The organism is Thauera aromatica K172 (assembly GCF_003030465.1).
GTDB classification, from domain to species: Bacteria; Pseudomonadota; Gammaproteobacteria; order Burkholderiales; family Rhodocyclaceae; genus Thauera; species Thauera aromatica.
This window is the reverse complement of the sequence record NZ_CP028339.1, coordinates 1,572,214-1,593,242: the sequence shown is the minus strand read 5'-3', so window position 1 is coordinate 1,593,242 and position 21,029 is coordinate 1,572,214. Positions and strand designations below refer to the sequence as shown.

Here is a 21,029-nt window from a genome sequence, read left to right as displayed (position 1 = left end):
TTCACGGCGCGCTCAGAAATGCAGCGGGCGCTTGTCGCAGGCGAGCGCAGCCTCGTGCACCACTTCCGACAGCGTCGGATGGGCATGGCAGATGCGCGCCAGGTCTTCCGCGCAGCCGGCGAATTCCATCGCCACCACGGCTTCGGAAATCAGCTCCGAAGCGTTGGCGCCGATGATGTGCACGCCGAGGATGCGGTCGGTGCTGGCATCGGCCAGCATCTTGACGAAACCGGTCGGATCGCCCGTACCGAGCGCACGGCCGTTGGCCATGAACGGGATCTTGCCGACACGGTAGGCGACCCCTTCGGCCTTGAGCTGCTGCTCGCTCTTGCCGACCCAGGCGATTTCCGGCGAAGTGTAGATCACTCCCGGCACCAGTTCGAGGTTGCAGTGCCCGGCCTGGCCGGCGATCAGCTCGGCGACCATCACGCCCTCTTCCATCGCCTTGTGCGCCAGCATCGGCCCGCGCACGACGTCGCCGACGGCATACACGTTGGGCAGATTCGTCCGGCAATGACCATCGACGACGATCTGGCCGCGCTCGTTGACGCCGAGCCCGACGGCGGCGGCATTGAGGCCGTCGGTATTGGGCACGCGCCCGACCGAGACGATCAGGCGGTCGCATTCGAGGGTGGCCGGGTTGCCGTCCTTGTCGGTATAGGCCAAGGAGACGCCCTTCTTGCCGACCTTGGTCTCGCCGATGTTGACGCCGGTCTGGATGTTCAGGCCCTGCTTGGTGAACACCTTGAGCGCTTCCTTGGCGACATCGACGTCGGCGAAAGGCATGAACTCGGGCAGCGCTTCGAGCACCGTCACTTCCGAGCCGAGGCGGCGCCACACCGAACCCATCTCGAGGCCGATCACGCCGGCACCGATCACGCCCAGGCGCTTCGGCACCGCATCGAAATCGAGCGCGCCGACGTTGTCGCAGACGGTCTTGTTATCGACCGCGATGCCAGGCAGATGACGCGGCCGGGAGCCGGTGGCGACGATGACGTGCCGGGCCTCGACCGTTTCGTTGCCGACGCGGACGGTGTAGCCGCCGGGGCCGGCGCTCTCGAAGCTGCCGTGGCCGGCGAGGAAGGCGACCTTGTTCTTCTTGAACAGGCCCTTGATGCCCTGGGTCAGCTGGTCGACGACCTTGTTCTTGCGCGCGATCATCGTCGGCACGTCGATGCCGACCTTGCCGCCGAGCTTGATGCCCTGGCCTTCGAAGGAATGCTCGGCCTCCTCGAACAGGTGCGACGTGTGCAGCAGCGCTTTGGAAGGGATACAGCCCACGTTGAGGCAGGTGCCACCCAGACGCGGCTCGCCTTTGGGGTCGGCATAGGGGTTGGATTCGGCGCACGCGGTCTTGAAGCCGAGTTGCGCGGCGCGGATTGCAGCGACGTAACCGCCGGGGCCGCCGCCGATGACGAGTACGTCGAATTGCTTGTCAGCCATCATTCACTCCGGAAAAAGGGACAACGCGGACGTGCTGCGGGCCGAGGCCCGCGGCGCGCCCGCGCGGCATCGCGGTCAGACGTCGAGGATCAGGCGGGCCGGATCTTCCAGCGCTTCCTTCATCGTCACCAGGCCGAGCACCGCCTCGCGGCCGTCGATGATGCGGTGGTCGTAGCTCATCGCGAGGTAGTTGATCGGGCGGATGACGATCTGGCCGTTCTCGACCACCGGACGGTCCTTGGTGGCGTGGATGCCGAGGATCGCCGACTGCGGCGGGTTGATGATCGGCGTCGACAGCATCGAGCCGAACACGCCGCCGTTGGAGATCGAGAAGGTGCCGCCGGAGAGCTCTTCGAGCGACAGTTTGCCGTCCTTGGCCTTCTGCCCGAACTCGGCGATCTTCTTCTCGATGTCAGCGATCGACATCTGGTCGGCGTCACGCAGGATCGGCACGACCAGGCCGCGCGGCGAACCGACGGCGATGCCGATGTCGATGTAGCCGTGATAGACGATGTCGGTGCCGTCGACCGAGGCGTTGAGGATCGGGAACTTCTTCAGCGCGGCGACCGCAGCCTTGACGAAGAAGCCCATGAAGCCCAGGCGCACGCCGTGGGCCTTCTCGAACTTGTCGCCGTACTGCTTGCGCAGGGCCATCACCGGCGCCATGTTCACTTCGTTGAACGTGGTCAGGATGGCGTTCTCGTTCTTCGACTGGATCAGGCGCTCGGCGATGCGCGCGCGCAGGCGGGTCATCGGCACGCGCTCTTCCGGGCGCTCGCCGGCGGCCAGCGTCAGCGCGGCCGGCGCCGCGGCGGGCTTCGGCTGGGCGGCGACGGCGTCTTCCTTGGTGACGCGGCCGCCACGGCCGGTGCCGGCGACATCGGCGGCAGCGATGCCTTTCTCGTCGAGGATCTTGCGCGCGGCCGGGCTGGCCGCGCCGGCGGCGGCGGGCGCAGCGGACGCGGCCGGCGGCGGCGTCACGGCCTGGACTGGAGCGGCAGCGCCGGCGGCGGCCTTCGCTTCGGTGTCGATCTGGGCGATCAGCTCGCCCGAGCTGACGGTGTCGCCATCCTGCTTGATGATCTTCACCAGCACGCCGTCTGCCGGAGCCGGCGTCTCGAGCACGACCTTGTCGGTCTCGATGTCGATCAGGTTCTCGTCGCGCGAGACGGCATCGCCTTCCTTCTTGTGCCAGGAAACCAGCGTGGCTTCGGACACGGATTCGGACAGCTGCGGTACTTTGACTTCGATCAGCATGGTTTTCTCTCCCGGGAGGTCTTCTTAGTTGGGGGACTGCGGCGTCGTGTCCTGGATCGGACCGAAAGCGTTTTCGATCACGGCCTTTTGCTGCTGGTTGTGCTTGGCGTAGTAGCCGACCGCCGGCGAGGCCGCCGCCGGGCGGCTGACGAGCAGCAGGCGACGCTTGGTGCCGAGGACGTTGACCAGGTGCTGGCGCGAAGCCAGCCAGTACCAGGCGCCCTGGTTGCGGGGCTCTTCCTGGCACCACACGATTTCCCTGGCGTTCGGGAACTGCTCGATCGCCGCCGCGAACGCCTTCGCCGGGAAGGGATAGAGCTGCTCGATGCGAACCAGCGCGGTGTCCTTGATGTTGTGCTCGCGGCGGTGGGCGAGCAGTTCGTAATAAATCTTGCCCTGGCACAGGACGACACGCTTGACCTTCTTCGGATCGAGCGCCTCGATTTCCGGAATCACGGTCTGGAAGCCACCGTTGGCGAGTTCGTCGATCGACGAGATCGCTTCCTTGTGGCGCAGCAGCGACTTCGGCGTGATGATAATCAGCGGCTTGCGCACCTTGCGGATCATCTGTCGGCGCAGCAAGTGGAAGATCTGCGCCGGCGTGGTCGGCACGCAGATCTGCCAGTTGTGCTCTGCGGCGTTGTTCATGTAACGCTCGAGGCGCGCCGAGGAGTGTTCCGGCCCCTGGCCTTCGTAGCCGTGCGGCAGCATCAGCGTCAGGCCACACAGGCGGCCCCACTTGGCCTCACCCGAGCAGATGAACTGGTCGAGCACGACCTGGGCGCCATTGACGAAGTCGCCGAACTGCGCTTCCCACACCACCAGCTCGTTGGGCTCGGTCGTCGAATAGCCGTATTCGAAGGCGAGCACGCCCTCTTCCGAGAGCACCGAGTCGTAGCACTGGAAGCGCGCCTGGCCGTCCTGGATGTGCTCCAGCGGCTTGTAGATGCCCTCGTCCCAGCGCTCGCGCTTCTGGTCGTGGAGCACGGCGTGGCGGTGGAAGAAAGTGCCGCGGCCGACGTCCTCGCCGGAGATGCGCACGCCGTAGCCCTGGGCGACCAGGCTGGCATAGGCGAGGTTTTCGCCCATGCCCCAGTCGAGCGGAAGCTCCCCGCGGCCCATCGCGGCGCGGTCGTCGATGATCTTCTTGACCCGCGAATGGAGCGAGAAGCCTTCGGGCAGCGCAGCCAGGCGCTCGGCCAGGCGCTTGATTTCCTGCACTGGGATCGCGGTCTCGGCGGCATCGGTGTAGGGCTGCTTGAGGTAGGACGACCAGTCCACCGCGAACTGGCGGTTGTGCCCGGACAGCACCGGGTTGTAGAGCAGCTCGCCCTTGTCGAGATGCTCGCGGTATTCGGCGATCATCTTCGCCGGCTCGTCCGCCTGCAGCGAGCCTTCGGCCACCAGACGATCGGCGTAGTGCTTGCGGGTTCCCGGATGCTTCTGGATGCTGCGGTACATCAGTGGCTGGGTCACCATCGGCTCGTCCTGCTCGTTGTGGCCGAGCTTGCGGAAACAGATGATGTCGATGACCACATCCTTCTTGAACTCCTGGCGGAACTCGGTGGCGAGCGCGGTGATGAAGGCCACCGCCTCCGGATCGTCGCCATTGACGTGGAAGATCGGCGCCTCGACCATCTTGAAGATGTCGGTGCAGTAAAGCGAGGAGCGGTAGTCGCGCGGATCGGAAGTGGTGAAGCCGATCTGGTTGTTGACCACGATATGCACCGTGCCGCCGGTGCCGTAGCCGCGGGTCTGGGAGAAGTTCAGCATCTCCTGGTTCACGCCCTGGCCGGCAACGGCGGAGTCGCCGTGGATCAGCACCGGCAGCACCTGGCGCTTGTCGGCGTCGCCGCGGCGCAGCTGGCGCGCGTACACCGAGCCTTCGACCACCGGGTTGATGATCTCGAGGTGCGACGGGTTGAACGCCAGGGTCAGGTGCATCGGCCCGCCCGGAGTCATGACGTCGCTGGAGAAGCCCATGTGGTACTTGACGTCGCCCGCGGTGAGATCGACCACCGCCTTGCCCTCGAACTCGGAGAACAGCATCGACGGCGACTTGCCCAGGGTGTTGACGAGCACGTTGAGACGGCCGCGGTGGGCCATCCCGATCACGGTCTCGGCCACGCCGAGGCTGCCAGCGACGCGGATGATCTCGTCCATCGCGACGATGGTCGACTCGCCGCCTTCGAGCGAGAAGCGCTTCTGGCCGACGTATTTGGTGTGCAGGTAGCGCTCGAGGGTTTCGGCCGCGGTGGTGCGCTCGAGGATGCGCTTCTTCATCTCGAGCGAGAACTTCGGCGTCGCCCGCACGCTCTCGAGACGGCTCTGGATCCAGCGCTTCTGGGCGATGTCGGAGATGTACATGTACTCCGAGCCGATCGAGCCGCAGTAGGTCTGGCGCAGGGCCTCGAGGATCTCGCGCAGGCTGGCGTGCTCGGTCGAGAAGCCGTGGAAGGAGCCGACGTTGAAGCTCTTCGACAGGTCGGCCTCGGTGAAGCCGTAATACGACGGCTCGAGCTCGGCGATCTGCAGGCGCTCGGTGCGCTTGAGCGGGTCGAGCTGCGCCCAGCGGGTGCCGAGGAAGCGGTAGGCGTTGATCAGCTGCAGCACGGAGACTTGCTGCTTGTCCTCGCCTTCAGCGACCACGGTGCGCACCGGGCCGCGCCTGGCCATCTGTTCGAAGGCGGCGATGATCGGCCCGTGGGCGACGTCGCGCGCGCCCGCTCCGGCCTGGCTCTGCAGGCGGTCGAAGTAGGTGCGCCACTCTTCGGAAACCGAAGCGGGATCGGCGAGGTAGTTTTCGTACTGCTCTTCGATGAACGGCGCATTGGCACCGAACAAGTGCGAAGTCTGTTCGAGTTGCTTCATCATGATGTGTGACACCTATGGTGTTCTAATTGCCCTGTACGGGTGACGGGGATTATTGCACTACCGCCTTGCCGCCCTGCCCAATGGAAAAACGGGATGGCTGCGCATGAGCAACCACCCCGCTCCGGTCAGGGCTGGCAAAGCCTCCCTCCCCTGTTCATCGTTTCTTACGAACGCTGATCGATCGACGGTACGTCACGGCGTGCTGCGCCGATATAGAGCTGGCGCGGACGGCCGATCTTGTACTCGGGATCGGTGATCATCTCTTCCCACTGGGTGATCCAGCCCACCGTGCGCGCCAGCGCGAAGATGCAGGTGAACATGGAGGTCGGGATGCCCAGCGCCTTCTGCACGATGCCCGAGTAGAAGTCGACGTTCGGGTAGAGCTTCTTCTCGACGAAGTACTCGTCTTCCAGCGCGATCTTCTCGAGTTCCTTGGCGAGCTTGAACAGGCGGTCGTCTTCCAGGCCCAGTTCGGTGAGGACGTCGTTGCAGACCTTGCCCATCAGCTTGGCGCGCGGGTCGAAGTTCTTGTACACGCGGTGGCCGAAGCCCATCAGCTTGAAGCTGTCGTTCTTGTCCTTGGCGCGCTTGATGTACTCGCCGACACGCGACACGTCGCCGATTTCCTCAAGCATGTTGAGGCAGGCCTCGTTCGCGCCGCCATGCGCCGGCCCCCACAGGCAGGCGATGCCGGCCGAGATGCAGGCGAAGGGATTGGCGCCCGACGAACCGGCCAGGCGCACGGTCGAAGTCGAGGCGTTCTGCTCGTGGTCGGCGTGCAGCGTGAAGATCACGTCGAGCGCGCGCACCAGCACCGGATTGGGCTCGTACTTCTCGCACGGCGAACCGAACATCATGTGCATGAAGTTCGCGGTGTAGTCGAGGTCGTTGCGCGGGTACATGAACGGCTGGCCCATGTTGTACTTGTAGGCCATGGCGACGATCGTCGGCAGCTTCGCGATCAGGCGGTTGATCGAGATGTTGCGGTGCTCGGCGTCGGAGAAGTCCATCGCCTCGTGGTAGAACGCCGACAGCGCCCCGACCACGCCGACCATCACCGCCATCGGGTGCGCGTCGCGACGGAAGCCCGAGTAGAACTTCGTCATCTGGTCGTGGAGCATCGTGTGGTTCTTGATGATGCCTTCGAACTCGGTCTTCTGGGTGGCGTTCGGCAGTTCGCCGTTCTTCAGCAGATAGGCCACTTCGAGGAAGTTGCACTTCTCGGCCAGCTGTTCGATCGGGTAGCCGCGATAGAGCAGCTCGCCCTTGTCGCCGTCGATGAAGGTGATCTTCGATTTGCAGCTCGCCGTCGACAGGAAGCCGGAATCATAGGTAAACAGTCCGGTCTTGGCACCCAGCGTGCGGATGTCGATGACATCGCTACCATGGGTGCCGGTCATGACCGGGAATTCGACGGCCTTGCCATCGACGGTGAGGGTTGCCGTGCGTTCAGTGCTCATGGATCGTCCCTTCTACTTGCCGGTTTAACTTCTGTTGATGTCTGGATGCGGCCTGTGCGCGTCAGCGCTCACGCAGCAGGCCGACCATCTCCTGCCAGCGGTCCACCTCGCATGCCTTGCTGCCGTTGACCATCGCCCAGATGTCGTAGTCGTCGCAGCGCAGCAGGTCGTCGAGGTCCGCCAGTTGATCGTCGCTCAGACGATCGAAATGCCGCTCGAGAAAGCGCGCGAACACCAGGTCGAGCTCGAGCAGAGCCCGACGACACTGCCAGCGCACACGCCCCCGATTGATGTTCATTCGACGGCCTCCGCCTTATACCGCGCGCCGGACCATCATGTCCTTGATCTTGCCGATGGCGCGGGTCGGATTCAGACCCTTCGGGCACACATCGACACAGTTCATGATCGAATGACAGCGGAACAGGCGGTACGGATCCTCGAGGTTGTCGAGGCGGGCACTGGTATCCTGGTCGCGGGTGTCGGCAAGGAAACGGTAGGCGTTGAGCAGGCCGGCGGGGCCGACGAACTTGTCCGGGTTCCACCAGAACGATGGGCAGGAGGTCGAGCAGCACGCGCACAGGATGCACTCGTAGAGGCCGTTGAGCTCCTCGCGCTCTTCCGGCGACTGCAGGCGCTCGCGCTCGGGCGCCGGATCGTCGTTTACCAGGTAGGGCTTGATCGAGTGGTACTGCTTGAAGAACTGGGTCATGTCCACGATCAGGTCGCGGATCACCGGCAGGCCGGGCAGCGGGCGCAGCGTGATCGGCTGCGGCAGGCTGTCGATGTCGGTGAGGCAGGCCAGGCCGTTTTTGCCGTTGATGTTCATCGCATCCGAGCCGCACACGCCTTCGCGGCAGGAACGGCGGAAGGACATCGAATCGTCCTTGGACTTCAGGCGCACCAGGGCGTCGAGCAGCTTCTTGTCGGAAGCCTCGAGCTCGACCGAGATGTCCTGCATATAGGGTTTGTCGTCCTTGTCCGGATCGTAGCGGTAGATCTTGAAATGGACGGTACGCTTGCTCATCAGTATTTCTCCCGTGCGCTCAGTAAGTGCGCTTGGCGAGCGCGATCGGCTCGACGTCGTCGGACAGCGGCTTCAGGTTCACCGGCTTGTAGTCGAGGCGGTTGCCTTCGGAATACCACAGGGTGTGCTTGAGCCAGTTCTGGTCATCGCGACCGTTGGGGTTTTCCGCCGTGTCGGGCGCGTCATCGCGGACGTGGGCGCCGCGCGATTCCTTGCGGGCCTCGGCGGAGACCATCGTCGCGCGGGCGACTTCGATCAGGTTGTCGAGCTCGAGCGCCTCGGTGCGGGCGGTGTTCCAGACCTTGGACTTGTCGACGATTTCGGTGTGCTTGGCACGCTCGGCCACTTCGGAGATCTTCTGCACGCCTTCCTTGAGCAGGTTGTCGAAGCGGAACACGCCGGCATGCTTCTGCATGGTGCGGCGCATCTCGAGACCGACGTCGAACACGCTTTCACCGTTCTTCTGCCCTTCGAGGCGGGCGATGCGGGCGAGCGAAGCGTCGGCGGCATCGGCCGGCAGCGGCTTGAGGGTGAGCTGACCGGACTTGAAGTCTTCGACCACGGTTTCGCCGGCGGACTTGCCGAACACCAGCAGGTCGAGCAGCGAGTTGGTGCCGAGACGGTTGGCGCCGTGCACCGAGGCGCAGGCGCACTCGCCGGCGGCGTAGAAGCCGGACACCGGGGCGTTCGGGTTGCCGTCCTTGGGCACCACCACCTGGCCCTTGTAGTTGGTCGGAATGCCGCCCATCTGGTAGTGGCAGGTCGGCACCACCGGGATCGGCGCCTTGATCGGATCGACGCCGGCGAACTGGATCGAGATCTCGCGGATCCCCGGCAGGCGCTTCATGATGGTTTCGGGCGACAGGTGGGTGATGTCGAGCAGGACGTGGTCCTTGTCCGGCCCGCAGCCGCGGCCTTCGTTGATCTCGGTCACCATCGAACGCGAGACGACGTCGCGCGAGGCCAGATCCTTGAGGTTGGGCGCGTAGCGCTCCATGAAGCGCTCGCCGCTGGCGTTGCGCAGGATGCCGCCTTCGCCGCGCACCCCTTCGGTGATCAGCACGCCGGCGCCGGCCACGCCGGTCGGGTGGAACTGCCAGAATTCCATGTCTTCGAGCGGAATCCCGGCCCGCGCCGCCATGCCCACGCCGTCGCCGGTGTTGATAAAGGCGTTGGTGGAGCTGTAGTAGATACGCCCCGAACCGCCGGTGGCGAAGATGGTCGCCTTGGCATGGAAGATGCTGACCTCGCCGGTTTCCATTTCCATCGCGGTGACGCCGAGCACGTCGCCGTCGCTGTTGCGGATCAGGTCGAGCGCCATCCATTCGACGAAGAACTGGGTGTTGGCGCGCACGTTGCGCTGGTACAGCGCGTGCAACATGGCGTGGCCGGTACGGTCGGCGGCGGCGCAGGAGCGCATCACCGGGGCCTGGCCGTAGTTCATCGAATGGCCGCCGAACGGACGCTGGTAGATCTTGCCGTTGTCGGTGCGGTCGAAGGGCATGCCGTAGTGCTCGAGCTCGATGACCACTTCGTTGGCCTTCTTGCACATGAACTCGATGGCGTCCTGGTCGCCGAGCCAGTCCGACCCCTTGACGGTGTCGTACATGTGCCAGTGCCAGTTGTCCTCGGTGGAGTTGCCCAGCGAGGCCGCCACCCCGCCCTGCGCCGCAACGGTGTGCGAGCGGGTCGGGAACACCTTGGTCAGCACCGCGGTCTTCAGGCCGGCCTCGGACAGTTGCAGGGCCGCACGCAGGCCGGCGCCGCCGGCGCCGACGATGACTGCATCAAAGGTACGCTTCGCGACGTTCACGCTTACAGCCTCCAAAGAATCTGAGCCGCCCAGCCGGCATAGCCGACGAGCAGGAAGAGGGTGACCAGATGCAGCGCCAGGCGCACGCCATCGGGCTTGATGTAATCCATCCAGATGTCACGCACGCCGACCCAGGCGTGATAGAACAGGGACAGGAAGAACAGGAAGCTGAGGAACTTGAACACGCCACGAGAAAACAGCTCGGACCAGGCCTCGTAGCTGAACTCGGACAAGCCCAGCGCACAGATCGCGAACAGAATCGTATACAGCGCCATGAAAACAGCGGTGGCGCGCTGCGCGATCCAGTCCTTCAGCCCGTAGTGCGCGCCGACGACGATACGTTTCACCATAGTTTCACCCCGATGACGACGGTGAGCGCGATGCTCACGATCAGAACGATGCGCGAAGAATTGCGCGCGGGCTGCAGATCGCCACCGATGTGCAGATCGAGCAGCAGGAAGCGGATGCCAGCACAGAAGTGGTGCAGGTAGGCCCACAGCAGGCCGAGCAGCAGCAGCTTGACCAGCGGATTGCCGACCACGGCGCTGAACGTCTCGAAGGACTCGGCCGAGCCGAGGCTGCGATCGAGAAGGAACAACAGGAAAGGCAGCAGCAGGAACAGCCCCGCGCCACTGATCCGGTGCAGGATCGAAACGATGCCCGGCAATGGTAGCCGGATCTGATTCAAGGCCAGATGCTTCGGCCTCGGTTTGCGCACTGTCACTTCTGACATGAAGACTCCCCTCTGCATGTGCGACGACCGCCGTCGCGGACTCCGAAAAAACGCGAAATTATAGCGCCCGACAACGACGCCAGCCCACAATCGCCACCTTCAATTCAACTCGTTCAGATAAAAATGGTCCGCGGTCGAATACAGCCCCCGACGCCATTCGACCGGCTTGTCGCCATAGGTGTAGGTCACCCGCTCCACCGACAGCAGCGGCGTGCCTTCCGGCACCTTGAGCGCTTCGCTCGCCCCCCGGTCGGCCGCCACCGCGCGGATGCGCTCCTGCGCGCGGATCATGCGCAGGCCGAAACGGGTCTCGAACAGGCTGTAGAGCGAGCCGTTCCAGCCCTTCAGGGTTTCGGCCGTCAGCCCCTGGAAGATTTCGCCCGGCAGGTAGAGTTCGTCGATCACCACCGGCTTGGTGGTGAACTTGAGCAGACGGCGGACGATGATGATCGGCGCCCCCAGCTCGATGCCCAGCATGCGCGAAGCCTCCTGGCCAGCCTTGGCCCGCCAGCAGTCGAGCGGCACGCTTTGCGGCGGAGAAAGATCGCCATCGATCGGCGCCAGGCGCAGGAAGCGGAACAGCGCACGCGGATCGTTGTGCGAAGCAACGAAGGTTCCCTTCCCCTGCTTGCGCACGAGAAGATTTTCCGCTGCCATCTCGTCGATCGCCTTGCGCACCGTACCCTGCGATACACTGAAACGCGAGGCGAGCTCCTGCTCGCTCGGGATGGCCTGTCCAGGCCGCCACTCGCCGGCTTCGAGAGCCTGCAGGATCAAGGCCTTGATCTGGCGATACAACGGACTGAAGGTGGGGGCTTCCTGTGTCATGCGCGCATTTGAGCATAAAACTTTTATGTCGTCTATGCCCCATCTTCTATCTTATATAAGATATAAAACGTTGTTTGACAGGCTCCCGCGTTCCCATTAGTATCCTCGCGCCTCAGCTGCTCGCCTCCCTGCGAAACCGCCTCCGGAGACGGCAGCGTCTGCAGCCGCGCTGCACGACCGGGGCAGGATTTCTCGATCACACCGACCGTCTTCTTTTGAGGGAGTATCCACATGAGCAAAGCCCCCGTCCGCGTTGCCGTTACCGGCGCCGCCGGCCAGATCGGCTACAGCCTGCTGTTCCGTATCGCCAGCGGCGAAATGCTGGGCAAGGACCAGCCCGTCATCCTGCAACTGCTCGATCTGCCCCACGCCCAGAAGGCAGTCAAGGGCGTCATGATGGAGCTGGAAGACTGCGCCTTCCCGCTGCTCGCCGGCATGATCGCCACCGACGACCCCAACGTCGCGTTCAAGGACGCCAAGGTGGCGCTCCTGGTCGGCGCCCGTCCGCGCGGCCCCGGCATGGAACGCAAGGACCTGCTCACCGAAAACGCCAAGATCTTCACCGTGCAGGGCGCGGCGATCGGCCAGTACGCCGATCCCGACTGCAAGGTGCTGGTGGTGGGCAACCCCTGCAACACCAACGCCTACATCGCCAAGGAAGTCGCGCAGAAGTACGGCCGCGTCCCCGCCAAGAACTTCACCGGCATGCTGCGCCTGGACCACAACCGCGCGCTGTCGCAGCTGGCCGCCAAGTCCGGCCGTGACGTCTCCAGCCTGAAGAGCCTGGTGGTGTGGGGCAACCACTCGCCCACCATGTATGCCGACTACCGTTTCGTGACCTCCAATGGCGACAACGTCAAGGGCCTGATCAACGACGAAGCCTGGAACAAGGACGTGTTCCTGCCCACCGTCGGCAAGCGCGGCGCCGCGATCATCGAAGCCCGCGGCCTGTCTTCGGCCGCTTCGGCCGCCAACGCCGCCATCGACCACATCCACGACTGGGTGCTGGGCACGAACGGCGAATGGGTCACCATGGGCATTCCCTCGGACGGCTCCTACGGCATTCCCGAAGGCATCATCTACGGCTTCCCGGTCACCACCGAGAACGGTGAGTACAAGATCGTCCAGGGCCTGGAAATCGACGCCTTCTCGCGCGAGCGCATGACCCACACGCTCAACGAACTGCTCGAAGAGCGCGAAGGCGTGAAGGATCTGCTGGGCTGATCCCGGCGCGGCCCGGCACCCCACCGGCCGGTTTCATCAGGGCGCACGGTTCCGGCCGTGCGCCTTTTTCGTCCACCGCGCCGCTGCTATGCTTGGACGCCCTTCTCTCACCGCAGCCTCGCACCTGCCATGACCTCCGCTCTCCATCCGCAAGAAGTCCTATTCGCTGGCGAAAAACCCTTCCCTTCGCTGCCCGCGGTCGATCACTACGCCGGCACCGAAAAGCTGATGACGAAGGCGCTCGCCCTGCAGCAGGAACTCGGCCCGGTGTTCGACCTCACCTGCGACTGCGAGGATGGCGCCCCCGCCGGCGCGGAAGCCGAGCACGCACAGATGGTGGCCGAGATCGTCAACGGCCCCGCCAACCACTTTGGCCGCGTCGGCGCCCGCATCCACGACATCACCCATCCCCACTGGGAGCGCGACCTCGAGATCCTGATCGGTGCCGCAGGCGGGCGTCTGGCCTTCGTGACCCTGCCCAAGGCCCGCGCGGCGGCCGATGCCGCAGCACAGATCGCCGCCCTGCGCCGGATCGAAGCCGCAACCGGTTTGCCCGGCACGCTCCCCGTGCATGTCCTGATCGAAACCCACGGCGCGCTGCGCGAAGCGTGGCGGATCGCCGCGCTCGACGGCGTCGAGTCGCTCGACTTCGGCCTGATGGATTTCGTCTCCGGCCACCACGGCGCGATCCCCGGCAGCGCGATGACGAGCCCGGGCCAATTCGAGCACCCGCTGATCGTGCGCGCGAAAACCGAGATCGCCGCCGCCGCCCTCGGCAACGGCGTCGTCCCCGCGCACAACGTCACCACCGAGCTGAAGGATGTCGCCGTGATCCGCCACGATGCCGAGCGCGCCCGGCGCGAATTCGGCTACCTGCGCATGTGGAGCATCCACCCCAACCAGATCCTGCCGATCCTCGCCGCCATGCAGCCGGACTTTTCCGAGGTGGAGGCCGCGGCGCAAATCCTCACCGCCGCCCAGGACCAGGCCTGGGGACCGATCCAGCATGGCGGCCGCCTGCACGACCGCGCCTCCTACCGCTACTACTGGGAACTGCTGCAGCGCGCCCGGCACACCGGGATGCAACTGCCCGCCGAGTTGCGGCAGCGCTTTTTTGCCGGCACTCCGGCACACTGAAGGCGCGGCACCGGCCACTGCTTTCCGCCAAGGCCGGTGCCCCCCGCCCCCCTCTACGACCGCCGCGTCTCCAGCCCCGGATCGCTTGCACACCGGGTTTGCAGCCCAGCACTCTCCGCGCCCCGCAGGCAAGGGGTTCACGCTGCTCGAACTGATGGTCGTGATGGTGATCCTCGGCCTACTCGCCGGCTATGTCGCCCCCCATTATTTCGCCTAGCAGGGTGTTGAAAATCTCACCGTCACCTTCGGTTTCCAGTCGCCCCGGAAAAAATCGATGCGGAAAAGATCCGTTCCAAGCCGCCCTGATGACGATTCCAGCCGCTTTTCCCGCCGATTGTGCAACCGCAATTCAGCAGCGCTCCCGTCGCTGCAAAGCCAACGTATTCAACAATCCAATGCCGCAATACGAATGGCGCGCTTGCGCCATCGGATTACGGCGCCAGCAAATTACCCAGCCTCGTCAGGTTGTAGGCGGCGAAATTGAGCAGCGCATGCGCGCGAACCGTTTCCAGCCCGCGCGCCATCAGACGGCGCAGCGTGCCGATGTCCTTCGCCCAGCCGAACGCCTCTTCGATCATCTTTCGACGACGCAGGCTGACCGCATAGCCCTCCGTGGCCTTGAGCGCCACGGGGACGGCACTACCCTTGGTTTTGGCGGCAACGTGCGCCAGCACGCCCAGCGGCTCAAGCGCAGCGATGAACTCGGCGGTGTCGTACCCCCGGTCGGCGGCCAGCGTCGGTTCGCGCGTCGCATCGGCCGGCTTCACGGTGCGCTTGACCATCACCAGCGCGGCCTCGCGCTCGGCGGTGCCCGTGGCCTGCGTGGTATGCACATCGACGATCAGCCCATTGCGGTTCTCCGCCAGCGCATGAGTCGTGAAGCTCAGGTAGGCACCTGCGCCGCCTTTGCTGGCCAGCAAGGCCTGCGGGTCGGTGCGCGAGACGTGCGTCTTGTTCGAGCGTTTCTGCCCTCGGAAGTCCACCTCGGGGTTGCGCCCCTGGTCCGGCCCCGGTGGTTCGTCCGAGCCGTCGCGCGCCATCAGGCTCTTGTGCGAGGCCCACGCCCGCAGCAGCGAACCGTCGACACTGAAATGCTCGTCCGAGACCAGATCTGCCCACTCGGCAATCGCCACCACGCCGCCGAAGAATTCGCGCATCACGCTCTCTTTGAGCAGCCGTTCGCGATTGGCGCTGAACGTCGAGTGATCCCATACCGCCTCGTCCAGCGTCAGGCCGACGAACCAACGGAACATCATGTTGAAGTCGATATGCTCGACCAGTGCGCGCTCCGAGCGAATCGAAAACAGGCATTGCAACAACGACGCGCGCAGCAAGCGTTCCGGCGCAATCGAGGGGCGCCCGCCCTCGGCATAGAGCGCATCGAAATGCGGCGACATCGTGCGCAAAACCATATCGGCCAGCGTCTTGATCCGGCGCAACGGATGATCGGGGGCAATTCGATCTTCGATATTGACGTAGCTGAACAGGGCGTTCTGTTTGTGGTCGATGCCGCGCATGGGAATAATTGCTGTAGAAATGCAGACGTAATTATATCAGCCGTAGAGCCCGCGCAGATGCTGGAAAGTGCATTAAATCAACACCCTGCTAGGTGGGCAAATCCGGGACGAAGGTCACGCAGACACAGATCGTCGCGCTGGAGCAGACGCTCGACCAGCACCGCCTCGACACCGGCGCCACCCGGCTGGCCTGCCCGGCCTGCGCCACCTGCTGCTGGAAGCGCCGGACCGGCTCGCGCGCGCGGCGTCCCGCACGCCGCTCGGCGGCGGCCTCGGGCACCCGCAGGATCAGGCGGTAGCGCCGGTCCTGCGGGACATTGGTGACATGCACCATCCCTTTTTCATCGGTGAAGGCATAGATGTCGGCCACCGCCGGATCGGGCAACAGCCCCCCTCCCGCCAGCCAGGCCGCGAGCCATCGGCCAAAGACCTGCCTTCCGCTCCCCCGCAGCATCGCACGGCCCTTCATGGCCATTCCCGGCACGGCTGGTGCTGGTACGAGAAGCGGCGATCCGGGCTTCGACGACCGGGACGATCGAGGTACATGGCTTTCATCCCGCACCCTCAAGCTCTTGTTTTAAAACTTCGCTTTCAAACAATAGCAGGCGGGGGAGGTGAAGCCAGGCAAGCCCGCAGCCGCCCTTCAAGCGCCAGGAAAGGCCGCAACCCCGGAAACATCGATGCAGCGCGCGCGGGAAACCGCCTCCGGCTCAACCACCGCATGCCTGCGCATCGAAGAAGCGGTACGCGTTCTTGCCCATCCGTTTCGCCAGGTACATCGCCTGGTCGGCATCGCGCATGAGATGCTCGGCGTCGACTCCGGGATCGGGCTTTCCCCCCGTGAAGGGGGCGACGCCGATGCTGGCGGAAACGGTCAGGCTGAGCTCATCGACGACGACCGGTTCGGCCGCGGCCAGGAGCAGCCGGCCGAGCACCGACTCACAGTCGGCCGCGGTATCGAGGTCGACGAGCAGCGCGGCGAACTCGTCGCCTCCGAGCCGGGCCAGGGTATCGCCTTCGCGCAGCACCTTCCGCATCCGGCGGGCGATCACCACCAGCAGGCGGTCGCCGACGTTGTGGCCGTGGGTGTCATTGACCGCCTTGAACCCATCGAGGTCGATATACGCCACCACCAGCTGGCGCCCGCTACGGCTGGACTGGGCGAGCGCCTGTTGCAGGCGGTCGGTGAACAACGCCCGGTTGGGCAGGTCGGTGAGCGGATCGTGATAGGCGATATGTTCGAGCTGCTTTTGCTGGCGCTTCAGCGGCGTGATGTCACTCAACAGGGCAACGTAGTTCTGCGTCCGCCCGCGCAATCCTCGCACCGCACTGACGTTGAGCATCGCCGCGTACTCCTCGCCGTTCTTGCGCCGGCTCCACAATTCCCCGCGCCAGTGCCCGTGCGTGCGGATCGCCCGCCGTATGCCGATGAAATAGTCCCGCGAGTGCAGCTCGGACTCGAAGATCTCCAGGGTCTTGCCCTGCACCTCGTCGCGTCGATAACCGGTGACGGCGGTGAAGGCGTCATTGACTTCGACCACCCGGCCATCCGCACCGGTGACGACGATGCCTTCGCTGGTCTGGCTGAGCACGCTCGTGGCAAGCCGCTGGCGGGCATCGGCATCGCGCTGCGCGGTGACGTCGGAATGGGTGATGACCACGCCGTAGCGCGGATGATCCAGCGGGGTGGCGCTGACCCGCAGCCAGAGACTGCCCCGGGGACCGCGCACCTCCATGCTGCGATGGTGGAGCGGGCGCTGTTCGGCGAGCGCGCGCAGGCCCGCGTAGTGGCGCGGCGCCATCGCCTCGCCGTCCGGCCGGAATGCACTCCAGCCCTGGCCGGTAATCGAGCGGTACAAGGATTGGGCACGGGCGATGCCGAGCATGTTCACCGCGGCCGAGTTGCACTCGACCACGCGCCCGCCACGGTCGATCAGGACGATGCCGATCGGCATCAATTCGAAGATCGTGTGCAGGCGTTCCTTTTCGCCCGCGAGCAGCGCCTCCGCCTCCTTGCGCACGGTGATGTCCTGGCGCGTTCCCGACATCCGCCGCGCCCTCCCATCGGGAGTCCATTCGACCACCCTGCCCCAGTCGAGCACCCACACCCAGTGCCCGTTCTTGTGCCGGGAGCGGAGCTCGCACTCGTAGGTCTCGCTTTCATGCCGGAAACAGTGCACCACCATCCGATCGAAGCGCTTCATGTCGTCCGGATGGGAAAGGGCGCGTACCGTGGCCGCGGTCTTGGGGGAAATCTCGTCCAGCGTGTAGCCGAGAATTTCCGCCCAGCGCGCGTTGAACACCGTTTCCCCGGTCTCGATATTCCATTCCCAGGTCCCGGCATTGGTTCCCCAGATCACCTCTTCGAGACGCTGGTTCTGCTCGCGCAGCTTACGCTCGCTGCGCACGGCGCGAACGATCATGCCGATCAGCGCCAGCAGCAGCAGGAGAGTAAGCACCCAAAGAAATTCCATCTGGCTCCCCGCGGGAATCGGCCGATAGAAGAGATTCCCGGCAACCCAGCCGTTCAAGAACCTTGCGCTCGAAAAATCGCGCCCGTTTCCCGCGCCGGCGCACCGTAATCGAGGTGGCGTCACGGTATCGATCGGCTTGCCGCACACGAGCGACGAGCGGAATCTTAACCGGGCGCCCGGCGCAAGGTCGATCATAATCCGATGCAACGTGATCCAAGTCACGACGATCCGCAGCCCCCTGCGCGACCACCGACAGATTTTCGCCCCCTTCCGGAAAACGGCGCCCGGGGCGACGCATTCGCCCCGGGGCCACGGATACCTCACAGGCGCGGCATCTTTCCGCAACGGCCGGCCTTGCCCTGGTCAGCCTGAAACGAGCCTGCCGGAACGGAAAAACCCCCGCCAGTCACCCAGCGGGGGTTTTTCGTTCCGGCAGGCGGGAAGCTCCCGCCTGCCATGCCTTGCATCAGACCTCGACGGTGTTCGCCACTTCTGCAAACTCGGCGATCTGGTCGAAGTTCATATAGCGATACACGTCGGCGGCCTTGGCATTGACGGCCTTGACGCCTTCCATGTACTCCGCGACCGACGGGATCTTGCCCATCAGCGCGCACACCGCGGCGAGTTCGGCCGAACCCAGATAAACGCGGGTGTCGATGCCCAGGCGGTTGGGGAAGTTGCGCGTCGAAGTCGACATCGCGGTGCTGCCCTTGCGGATCTGCGCCTGGTTGCCCATGCACAGCGAGCAGCCGGGCATCTCCATGCGGGCGCCGGACTTGCCGAGCACGCCGTAGTAGCCTTCCTCGTTGAGGATCATCGCGTCCATCTTGGTCGGCGGTGCGATCCACAGGCGGGTCGGGATGTCGGACTTGCCGTCCAGCACCTTGCCCGCGGCGCGGAAGTGGCCGATGTTGGTCATGCACGAACCGATGAACACTTCGTCGATCTTGTCGCCGGCGACTTCGGACAGCAGCTTGACGTCGTCCGGGTCGTTCGGGCAGGCGACCAGCGGCTCGGTGACGTCGGCGAGGTCGATCTCGATCACGGCGGCGTACTCGGCGTCGGCGTCGGCCTTGAGCAGCTCGGGCTTGGCGATCCACGCTTCCATGGCCTTGATGCGGCGGCCCAGGGTGCGCGCATCCTGGTAGCCGTTGGCGATCATCCACTTCATCAGGGTGATGTTCGAGCGCATGTACTCGATGATCGGCTCCTTATCCAGGTGCACCGAGCAGGCGGCGGCCGAACGCTCGGCAGCGGCGTCGGACAGTTCGAACGCCTGTTCCACCTTCAGGTCGGGCAGGCCTTCGATCTCGAGCACGCGGCCGGAGAAGATGTTCTTCTTGCCCTTCTTCTCGACGGTCAGCAGGCCCTGCTTGATCGCGTAGTAGGGGATGGCGTTGACCAGGTCACGGAGCGTCACGCCCGGCTGCAGCTTGCCCTTGAAGCGCACCAGCACCGATTCCGGCATGTCGAGCGGCATCACCCCGGTGGCGGCGGCGAAGGCGACGAGGCCGGAGCCGGCCGGGAACGAGATGCCGATCGGGAAGCGGGTGTGGCTGTCGCCGCCGGTGCCGACGGTGTCGGGCAGCAGCAGGCGGTTCAGCCAGGAGTGGATCACGCCGTCCCCCGGACGCAGGGCGACGCCGCCGCGGGTGCTGATGAAGGACGGCAGCTCGCGGTGCATCTTGACGTCGACCAGCTTCGGGTAGGCCGCGGTGTGGCAGAAGGACTGCATCACCAGGTCGGCGGAGAAGCCGAGGCAAGCCAGGTCCTTGAGTTCGTCGCGGGTCATCGGGCCGGTGGTGTCCTGGCTGCCGACGGTGGTCATCTTCGGTTCGCAGTAGGTGCCCGGGCGAATGCCCTGGCCTTCGGGCAGGCCGCAGGCGCGACCGACCATCTTCTGCGCCAGGCTGAAGCCCTTGCCGGTATCGGCCGGGTTCTGCGGCAGGCGGAACAGGGTGGAGGGCGGCAGGCCCAACGCCTCGCGCGCCTTGGCGGTGAGGCCGCGGCCGATGATCAGCGGAATACGGCCGCCAGCGCGCACTTCGTCGAGGATCACGAGGGTCTTGAGCTGGCTTTCGGCGATCACCGCACCGTTCTTGGTCGCGGTGACCTTGCCCGAGGCAGCGTCGACCTTGAGCTCGATCTCGTCGCCCATGTCCATCTGGCCGGCGTCGATCTCGATCGGCAGCGCGCCGGCGTCTTCCATGGTGTTGAAGAAGATCGGCGCGATCTTGGAGCCCAGGCACACGCCGCCGAAGCGCTTGTTCGGGACGAAGGGAATGTCTTCGCCGGTGAACCACAGCACCGAGTTGGTGGCGGACTTGCGCGAGGAGCCGGTGCCGACCACGTCACCGACGTAGGCGACCAGGTTGCCCTTGGCGCGCAGCTCTTCGAGGAACTTGACCGGACCGCGCACGCCGGCTTCTTCCGGGGTGATCCCGGGGCGCGGGTTCTTCAGCATCGCCAGCGCGTGCAGCGGGATGTCGGGGCGCGACCAGGCGTCCGGCGCCGGCGACAGGTCGTCGGTGTTGGTTTCGCCGGTGACCTTGAACACGGTCAGCTTCTGCGCGGCGGGCACTTCCGGACGGCTGGTGAACCACTCGGCGTCGGCCCACGACTGCATCACCGCCTTGGCGTTGGCGTTGCCCTGTCCGGCCAGTTCCTTGACGTCGTGGAAGTAGTCGAACATCAGCAGGGTCTTCTTCAGGCCCTCGGCGGCGATAGCGCCGACTTCACCGTCGGCGAGCAGGTCGATCAGCGGCTTGATGTTGAAACCGCCGAGCATGGTGCCGAGCAGTTCGGTGGCCTTCGCGCGCGACACCAGCGCACAGGACTCCTCGCCCTTGGCGAGCCTGGCGAGGAACTCGGCCTTGACCTTGGCGGCATCGTCCACGCCGGCGGGGACGCGGTAGGTGAGCAGCTCGACGAGGAAGGCCTCCTCGCCGGCGGGGGGATTCTTCAGCAGTTCGACCAGCTCGGTGGCCTGCTGCTTGGACAGCGGCAGCGGCGGGATGCCGAGGGCGGCACGTTCGGCGACATGGGCGCGGTAAGCTTCAAGCACGGCGACTTCCTCACTTTTTCGTGGCGGTGATCAGGACTCCGGGCGGGGATCGCCCGCGCGGACGGGGCGGATTATATGTCTTTTATAAGACTCGAGGTGCAGTGCACCACCCGGACATCGAATCCGCCTTTCGAACCGGCGGCATTCTACTCCCGGCGCCGCCCGCGTACAGCCCGCGCGT

Annotated in this window: 17 protein-coding genes; 3 read left to right on the top strand and 14 right to left on the bottom strand. The window is 65.1% G+C overall.

Annotated elements, in window-relative coordinates:
* Positions 1–12 precede the first annotated feature (12 nt).
* The 10 genes from lpdA to Tharo_RS07465 all read right to left on the bottom strand — a co-directional run bounded on the left by lpdA (position 13) and on the right by Tharo_RS07465 (position 11,432).
* Entirely contained in the window at positions 13–1,443 is a 1,431-nt protein-coding gene (gene lpdA, locus Tharo_RS07510; RefSeq protein ID WP_107220660.1) for a dihydrolipoyl dehydrogenase, read from the bottom strand.
* A 75-nt stretch (positions 1,444–1,518) separates the two neighbouring features.
* Positions 1,519–2,700 carry a 2-oxoglutarate dehydrogenase complex dihydrolipoyllysine-residue succinyltransferase gene (gene odhB / locus Tharo_RS07505; RefSeq protein ID WP_107220659.1) on the bottom strand — a complete coding sequence of 394 codons (1,182 nt, stop codon included), beginning with the start codon at positions 2,698–2,700 and terminating at the stop codon, positions 1,519–1,521.
* 24 nt (positions 2,701–2,724) lie between these two features.
* The gene (locus Tharo_RS07500; RefSeq protein WP_107220658.1) at positions 2,725–5,574 is read right to left on the bottom strand and encodes a 2-oxoglutarate dehydrogenase E1 component; all 2,850 of its coding nucleotides are present in this window, start codon (positions 5,572–5,574) and stop codon (positions 2,725–2,727) included.
* A gap of 164 nt (positions 5,575–5,738) precedes the next feature.
* The gene (gltA, locus tag Tharo_RS07495; RefSeq protein WP_107220657.1) at positions 5,739–7,034 is read right to left on the bottom strand and encodes a citrate synthase; all 1,296 of its coding nucleotides are present in this window, start codon (positions 7,032–7,034) and stop codon (positions 5,739–5,741) included.
* A 61-nt stretch (positions 7,035–7,095) separates the two neighbouring features.
* Positions 7,096–7,332, bottom strand: coding sequence for a succinate dehydrogenase assembly factor 2 (locus tag Tharo_RS07490; protein ID WP_107220656.1), 237 nt, complete (start codon positions 7,330–7,332; stop codon positions 7,096–7,098).
* Positions 7,333–7,347: 15 nt separating this feature from the next.
* Positions 7,348–8,058 carry a succinate dehydrogenase iron-sulfur subunit gene (locus Tharo_RS07485; protein ID WP_107220655.1) on the bottom strand — a complete coding sequence of 237 codons (711 nt, stop codon included), beginning with the start codon at positions 8,056–8,058 and terminating at the stop codon, positions 7,348–7,350.
* Positions 8,059–8,077: 19 nt separating this feature from the next.
* Positions 8,078–9,871, bottom strand: coding sequence for a succinate dehydrogenase flavoprotein subunit (gene sdhA / locus Tharo_RS07480; protein WP_107220654.1), 1,794 nt, complete (start codon positions 9,869–9,871; stop codon positions 8,078–8,080).
* Between the two features lie 2 nt (positions 9,872–9,873).
* Positions 9,874–10,221, bottom strand: coding sequence for a succinate dehydrogenase, hydrophobic membrane anchor protein (gene sdhD / locus Tharo_RS07475; RefSeq protein ID WP_107220653.1), 348 nt, complete (start codon positions 10,219–10,221; stop codon positions 9,874–9,876).
* On the bottom strand, positions 10,215–10,604 hold the full coding sequence (sdhC, locus tag Tharo_RS07470; RefSeq protein ID WP_107220652.1) for a succinate dehydrogenase, cytochrome b556 subunit: 390 nt from the start codon (positions 10,602–10,604) through the stop codon (positions 10,215–10,217). Before sdhC ends, sdhD begins: the two co-directional genes overlap by 7 nt.
* A 99-nt stretch (positions 10,605–10,703) precedes the next feature.
* Entirely contained in the window at positions 10,704–11,432 is a 729-nt protein-coding gene (locus Tharo_RS07465; protein ID WP_107220651.1) for a GntR family transcriptional regulator, read from the bottom strand.
* A 231-nt stretch (positions 11,433–11,663) separates the two neighbouring features.
* On the opposite strand from Tharo_RS07465, the gene Tharo_RS07460 reads away from it, so the two are divergent.
* The 3 genes from Tharo_RS07460 (at position 11,664) to Tharo_RS07450 (ending at position 14,010) form a co-directional block, all read left to right on the top strand.
* Positions 11,664–12,656, top strand: coding sequence for a malate dehydrogenase (locus tag Tharo_RS07460; protein WP_107220650.1), 993 nt, complete (start codon positions 11,664–11,666; stop codon positions 12,654–12,656).
* 129 nt (positions 12,657–12,785) lie between these two features.
* The gene (locus tag Tharo_RS07455; RefSeq protein ID WP_107220649.1) at positions 12,786–13,793 is read left to right on the top strand and encodes an HpcH/HpaI aldolase/citrate lyase family protein; all 1,008 of its coding nucleotides are present in this window, start codon (positions 12,786–12,788) and stop codon (positions 13,791–13,793) included.
* An 85-nt stretch (positions 13,794–13,878) separates the two neighbouring features.
* Entirely contained in the window at positions 13,879–14,010 is a 132-nt protein-coding gene (locus Tharo_RS07450; protein ID WP_281257436.1) for a prepilin-type N-terminal cleavage/methylation domain-containing protein, read from the top strand.
* Positions 14,011–14,224: 214 nt separating this feature from the next.
* On the opposite strand, the gene Tharo_RS07445 is transcribed toward Tharo_RS07450, so the two are convergent.
* The 4 genes from Tharo_RS07445 to Tharo_RS07430 form a co-directional block, all read right to left on the bottom strand.
* The gene (locus Tharo_RS07445; protein WP_107220648.1) at positions 14,225–15,310 is read right to left on the bottom strand and encodes an IS5 family transposase; all 1,086 of its coding nucleotides are present in this window, start codon (positions 15,308–15,310) and stop codon (positions 14,225–14,227) included.
* Between the two features lie 88 nt (positions 15,311–15,398).
* Positions 15,399–15,779: a DUF4124 domain-containing protein gene (locus tag Tharo_RS07440; protein WP_159051672.1), complete on the bottom strand. Its 381-nt coding sequence runs from the start codon at positions 15,777–15,779 to the stop codon at positions 15,399–15,401.
* Between the two features lie 241 nt (positions 15,780–16,020).
* Positions 16,021–17,784 (bottom strand): sensor domain-containing protein, encoded by a 1,764-nt coding sequence (locus Tharo_RS07435; RefSeq protein ID WP_159051671.1) that lies wholly within the window; start codon positions 17,782–17,784, stop codon positions 16,021–16,023.
* A gap of 466 nt (positions 17,785–18,250) precedes the next feature.
* The gene (locus Tharo_RS07430) at positions 18,251–20,848 is read right to left on the bottom strand and encodes a bifunctional aconitate hydratase 2/2-methylisocitrate dehydratase (RefSeq protein ID WP_107220645.1); all 2,598 of its coding nucleotides are present in this window, start codon (positions 20,846–20,848) and stop codon (positions 18,251–18,253) included.
* Positions 20,849–21,029: the final 181 nt, after the last annotated feature.

Bases quoted from the DNA above. Each gene is read 5' to 3' on its own strand.
- odhB (WP_107220659.1), bottom strand. From the start codon at position 2,700: ATGCTGATCGAAGTCAAAGTACCGCAGCTGTCCGAATCCGTGTCCGAA.
- sdhC (WP_107220652.1), bottom strand. From the start codon at position 10,604: ATGTCAGAAGTGACAGTGCGCAAACCGAGGCCGAAGCATCTGGCCTTG.
- Tharo_RS07445 (WP_107220648.1), bottom strand. From the start codon at position 15,310: ATGCGCGGCATCGACCACAAACAGAACGCCCTGTTCAGCTACGTCAAT.
- Tharo_RS07440 (WP_159051672.1), bottom strand. From the start codon at position 15,779: ATGAAGGGCCGTGCGATGCTGCGGGGGAGCGGAAGGCAGGTCTTTGGC.
- sdhD (WP_107220653.1), bottom strand. From the start codon at position 10,221: ATGGTGAAACGTATCGTCGTCGGCGCGCACTACGGGCTGAAGGACTGG.
- Tharo_RS07435 (WP_159051671.1), bottom strand. From the start codon at position 17,784: ATGGAATTTCTTTGGGTGCTTACTCTCCTGCTGCTGCTGGCGCTGATC.
- Tharo_RS07465 (WP_107220651.1), bottom strand. From the start codon at position 11,432: ATGACACAGGAAGCCCCCACCTTCAGTCCGTTGTATCGCCAGATCAAG.
- Tharo_RS07500 (WP_107220658.1), bottom strand. From the start codon at position 5,574: ATGATGAAGCAACTCGAACAGACTTCGCACTTGTTCGGTGCCAATGCG.
- gltA (WP_107220657.1), bottom strand. From the start codon at position 7,034: ATGAGCACTGAACGCACGGCAACCCTCACCGTCGATGGCAAGGCCGTC.
- lpdA (WP_107220660.1), bottom strand. From the start codon at position 1,443: ATGGCTGACAAGCAATTCGACGTACTCGTCATCGGCGGCGGCCCCGGC.
- Tharo_RS07455 (WP_107220649.1), top strand. From the start codon at position 12,786: ATGACCTCCGCTCTCCATCCGCAAGAAGTCCTATTCGCTGGCGAAAAA.
- Tharo_RS07460 (WP_107220650.1), top strand. From the start codon at position 11,664: ATGAGCAAAGCCCCCGTCCGCGTTGCCGTTACCGGCGCCGCCGGCCAG.
- Tharo_RS07490 (WP_107220656.1), bottom strand. From the start codon at position 7,332: ATGAACATCAATCGGGGGCGTGTGCGCTGGCAGTGTCGTCGGGCTCTG.
- Tharo_RS07485 (WP_107220655.1), bottom strand. From the start codon at position 8,058: ATGAGCAAGCGTACCGTCCATTTCAAGATCTACCGCTACGATCCGGAC.